Here is a 3,849-nt window from a genome sequence, read left to right on the forward strand (position 1 = left end):
ATCTGGGCCATTGTCTTCGGTGGTACGCCGATCTCGTTGTGGAAGCGGCGCGTGAGATGCTTGCGGCTCCAGCCAATGTCGGAGGCGAGCTGGGTGATCCGGACCGCGCCGGCCCGTCGCCAGAGCGTATCGAGGGCGAAGGCGATCGCCGGCGAGGGCTCATGCACAGCGCGACGAAGCACGAAGTCTTCCACGATCTCAAATCGTCGCTGCCATCCGACCGCCTCGGCAACCCTGGCGCGGAGGTTCTCGCCATCCCGTCCCAGAATGTCGTCCAGGCCGACCATGCGCGCGGTCAGATCCGGTACCGCTCCTCCGAAGAAGCGATACGCTCCAAGCGGGGTGAAATCGACCTGAACGCATTCGGCGCGGCCATCGGATTCGATGAGGACCGGTCCGGGAAAGAGGCCTGCCGCGAAACTCGGCTGAGCGTCGGCAACATCCGGTTCGCGCCCAAGTGCAATGCGGAAGGGTGTCCCCAAATTCACGAGAAGAGGCAGCGCAAGCGGCGCCGCGTGCCGGAAGCCGGCCAACCCGACGCCGCGCTCGCGATAGAACGAGATGCTGGCGACCAGCCGCGCGAGGCGCGGCGAAGCGGGCCGACGGATGACATCGGGATTTGCGGCAGCGTCCATCGCGCGCAGCATAGCGCCGCAATGGTGCCCCTCCAAGTGCGTGGCGCGCCGCGCCTCGCCTGTGGGTGGCTAACGGTTGCGCATCCAGTCGGCGAGACCGGACAGCGCCTTGTCGAGGTCCTGCCGCGCGGCAGCGTCCGCGACCGTCTCCTCCAGCGCGCCGCGCATGCAGGTGAGCCACGCATCGCGTTCGCCATTGCCGATGGCAAAGGCGATATGCCGCTGGCGCAACCGCGGATGGCCTTTCTCGACCGAATAGAGTCTTGGCCCGCCGGTCCATTCGGTGAGATAGCGCTTCAGCACGTCCCTGATCAGGCCGAGATCATCTGCATGCATGGCGCGGATGACTTTCGCCTCCGGCAGCGTATCCATCCGCTCGTAGAAACGCTCGACCAGCCGGTCGATCGTGGTACTGCCGCCGATCCGCTCGAACATGGAAATTGCGACGTCGCTATCGGTCATCATTTATCTCGAGGCTTGCTTGCTCGGTGTTGATATAGTGTTGCTGAAGGTCGCGCAAAATCCTAGCTGTCGTCCCGGATCGGCGCGCGCTTGTCCGGGACGACAGCGGAGTGTGTAGCTTTAGCGAGATCTACACGAGCTACAGCGCCACGCTGCGCAGACCAAAACTGCGCGCTTCGTTCTGCAGCACCGGGCGCACCGCGTCGATCAGGCGCGCGGCGGCGGCATCGACGGAGAGGCCCGCCGTGTCCACCACCGCCGTCGCACGCGAATACAGCGGCTCGCGGCTGCGCAAAATGTTGCGCAACTCCGTCATGGCGGAACGATCATCCGCCATCGGCCGCAGATCGCCCTGGCGGCGGACGCGGGCCATGTGCTCCTCGGGCTCGGCCTTCAGCCAGATCGTGTAGAACGACGACAGGATCTGGTCAAAGGTCAGGGGCTCCGAGACGATGCCGCCGCCGGTCGCCAGCACCATCAGCTCGTTGCGCGCGAGCAGCTGCTGCAGCGCCGCCTGCTCCATGCGGCGAAAGCCTTCCTGGCCGTACAGCGCGATGATCTCGGCGACCGAGAGCCCGTTCTGCTGCTCGACCTCCTTGTTGAGCTCTACAAAACTCCAGCCGACCTTCTTCGCCAGCATCCTGCCGAGCGTGGATTTGCCGGCGCCGCGCAGGCCGATCAGCGCGATGCCGCAGAATGGCGCGCGCCGCTGCGCCGATGCGCTGCCGCCGGCGAGCAGATCCTTGGCCTGCACGATCTGCGCCGGCGTCGCCTTGCGCAGCAGGTCGCGAAACATCTGCCAGTCCGGCGTCGGATCGGCGCTGGGCAGCAGATCTTCGAGATGCGCGCCCATCGCGTCGGAGACACGGCGGAGCAGCACGATCGAGACATTGCCCTTGCCGCTTTCGAGCTGCGCGATGTAGCGCTCCGAGATTCCTGATACCTTGGCGAGCACTTTGCGCGACATGCCGCGCAGTGCGCGCATGGTGCGCACGCGCTGGCCGAGCTGTTCGAGAAATCGGGATTCGGCGTCGGGACTATCGGTCATGAGCCTTCTTTAGCGGAGGTCCTGCGGCGCGTTTTAATGAAACATAATGCCTGCTAGCATTGACAGCAAGCCGCCGCGGTGTCTTTCTATGAATTATAATTCTAAATTCGGGGGAGAAGTCCGTGAGCGAGGGATCCTATAACGCGGTGACCTGGCTGCTCGACCGTAACGTCGAGGAAGGGCGTGGCAACAAGCTCGCCTTCGACGACACCGTCTCGCGGCTCACCTATGGCGAGCTCCAGCGCGAAAGCCGCCGCGCCGCCAACATGCTGCGCCGTCTCGGCGTCCGCCGCGAGGAGCGCGTGGCGATGATCATGCTCGATACGGTCGATTTCCCGCTTCTGTTCCTGGGCGCGATCCGCGCCGGCATCGTGCYGGTGCCGCTCAACACGCTGCTGACCGCGGATCAATACGCCTACATCCTCGCCGACTGCCGTGCCCGCGTGCTGTTCGTCTCCGAAGCGCTCTATCCCGTCATCAAGGACGTCGTCGGCCGCATGCCCGATCTCGAGCATGTCGTGGTCTCCGGCGCCAAGCAGAACGGCCACAAGCAACTCGCCGAGGAGCTCGCGGGCGAGAGCGATCAGTTCACCACCGCCGCGACGCATCCGGACGAGCCGGCATTCTGGCTCTATTCGTCCGGCTCGACCGGCATGCCCAAGGGCGTGCGCCATCTGCATTCGAACCTGCAGGCCACCGCCGACACCTACGCGAAGCAGGTGCTCGGCATTCGCGAGAGCGACGTCTGCCTCTCCGCGGCAAAGCTGTTCTTCGCCTATGGTCTCGGCAATGCGCTGACCTTCCCGATGTCGGTCGGCGCCACCGTGGTGCTGAACAGCGAGCGTCCGACGCCCGCACGCATGTTCGACCTGATGAACCGCTACAACCCGTCGATCTTCTACGGCGTGCCGACCCTGTTCGCGGCCATGCTCAACGACGAGACGATGAAGGGCGAGCGTGGCGGCAAGAGCTTGCGCATCTGCACCTCGGCCGGCGAGGCGCTGCCGGAATCCGTCGGCAACAGCTGGAAGGCGCGCTTCGGCGTCGACATTCTCGATGGCGTCGGCTCGACCGAGCTCTTGCACATCTTCCTGTCGAACGCGCCCGGCGACATCAAATACGGCTCCTCCGGCAAGCCGGTGCCGGGCTACGCGGTGCGGCTGGTCAACGAGGCCGGCCAGGACGTGGCCGACGGCGAGGTCGGCGAGCTCCTGGTCGATGCGCCTTCCGCAGGCGAGGGCTACTGGAACCAGCGCCACAAGAGCCGCCGCACCTTCGAGGGCCCGTGGACCCGCACCGGCGACAAATATGTCCGGGATGCCGAGGGCCGCTACACCTTCTGCGGCCGTGCCGACGACATGTTCAAGGTCTCCGGCATCTGGGTTTCGCCGTTCGAGGTCGAGAGCGCGCTGATCACGCATCCGGCGGTGCTGGAAGCCGCCGTCGTGCCCGAGGCCGATCCGGAAGGCCTCCTGAAACCGAAGGCCTTCGTCGTGCTGCGTCCGGGCGCAGCGACGGCGGACTTGCAGGAGATGCTGAAGGAGCACGTCAAGCAGAAGATCGGCCCGTGGAAATATCCGCGTTGGATCGACGTGGTGGACTCGCTGCCGAAGACGGCCACGGGCAAGATCCAGCGGTTCAAGCTGCGGGAAGGGGCGAATTGAGCGGGCCCGCATGTTGATGGTGATTGACACTGTCGCGGCA

At 65.4% G+C, this 3,849-nt stretch carries 4 protein-coding genes; 1 reads left to right on the forward strand and 3 read right to left on the reverse strand.

Features of this window, described 5'->3' with window-relative positions:
* The 3 genes from AC1D00_RS31065 to AC1D00_RS31075 form a co-directional block, all read right to left on the reverse strand.
* On the reverse strand, positions 1 to 533 hold a 533-nt coding region (locus AC1D00_RS31065; RefSeq protein WP_477013284.1), incomplete at its 3' end, for a helix-turn-helix domain-containing protein.
* Between the two features lie 171 nt (positions 534 to 704).
* Positions 705 to 1,097 carry a group II truncated hemoglobin gene (locus tag AC1D00_RS31070; RefSeq protein WP_477013285.1) on the reverse strand — a complete coding sequence of 131 codons (393 nt, stop codon included), beginning with the start codon at positions 1,095 to 1,097 and terminating at the stop codon, positions 705 to 707.
* Positions 1,098 to 1,236: 139 nt separating this feature from the next.
* On the reverse strand, positions 1,237 to 2,145 hold the full coding sequence (locus AC1D00_RS31075; RefSeq protein ID WP_477013286.1) for a helix-turn-helix transcriptional regulator: 909 nt from the start codon (positions 2,143 to 2,145) through the stop codon (positions 1,237 to 1,239).
* Positions 2,146 to 2,267: 122 nt separating this feature from the next.
* Here AC1D00_RS31075 and AC1D00_RS31080 point away from each other — a divergent pair, with 122 nt between their 5' ends.
* Positions 2,268 to 3,809, forward strand: coding sequence for a benzoate-CoA ligase family protein (locus tag AC1D00_RS31080; RefSeq protein ID WP_477013287.1), 1,542 nt, complete (start codon positions 2,268 to 2,270; stop codon positions 3,807 to 3,809).
* Positions 3,810 to 3,849 lie beyond the last annotated feature (40 nt).

The organism is Bradyrhizobium sp. P2_E8 (assembly GCF_056403875.1).

What these genes read in the sequence shown, in the direction of transcription:
- AC1D00_RS31075 (WP_477013286.1), bottom strand. Translation starts at nt 2,145, where the DNA reads ATGACCGATAGTCCCGACGCCGAATCCCGATTTCTCGAACAGCTCGGC.
- AC1D00_RS31070 (WP_477013285.1), bottom strand. Translation starts at nt 1,097, where the DNA reads ATGACCGATAGCGACGTCGCAATTTCCATGTTCGAGCGGATCGGCGGC.